General features: G+C 51.6%; 1 rRNA gene. It reads left to right on the top strand.

Annotated elements, in window-relative coordinates:
* Nucleotides 1-137: 137 nt before the first annotated feature.
* Nucleotides 138-215, top strand: a 5S ribosomal RNA gene (gene rrf / locus FVS66_RS00005); the annotation flags it as partial.

Here is a 215-nt window from a genome sequence, read left to right as displayed (position 1 = left end):
ATGGAAGCCCAGTGATGGGTGGAGTTGACCGGTACTAATAGGCCGAGGGCTTGTCCTCAGTTGCTCGCGTCCACTGTGTTTGTTCTGAAGTAACGAACAGCCCTATCTAGTTGGCTGGTTGGTTAATTTCATAGTGTTTCGGTGGTCATAGCGTTAGGGAAACGCCCGGTTACATTCCGAACCCGGAAGCTAAGCCTTTCAGCGCCGATGGTACT

This window comes from Streptomyces sp. TRM49041 (assembly GCF_008271805.1).
In the GTDB taxonomy this organism is placed as follows: domain Bacteria; phylum Actinomycetota; class Actinomycetes; order Streptomycetales; family Streptomycetaceae; genus Streptomyces.
Note: the sequence above shows the minus strand (reverse complement) of the source record. Positions and strands in the feature narration are given on the sequence as shown.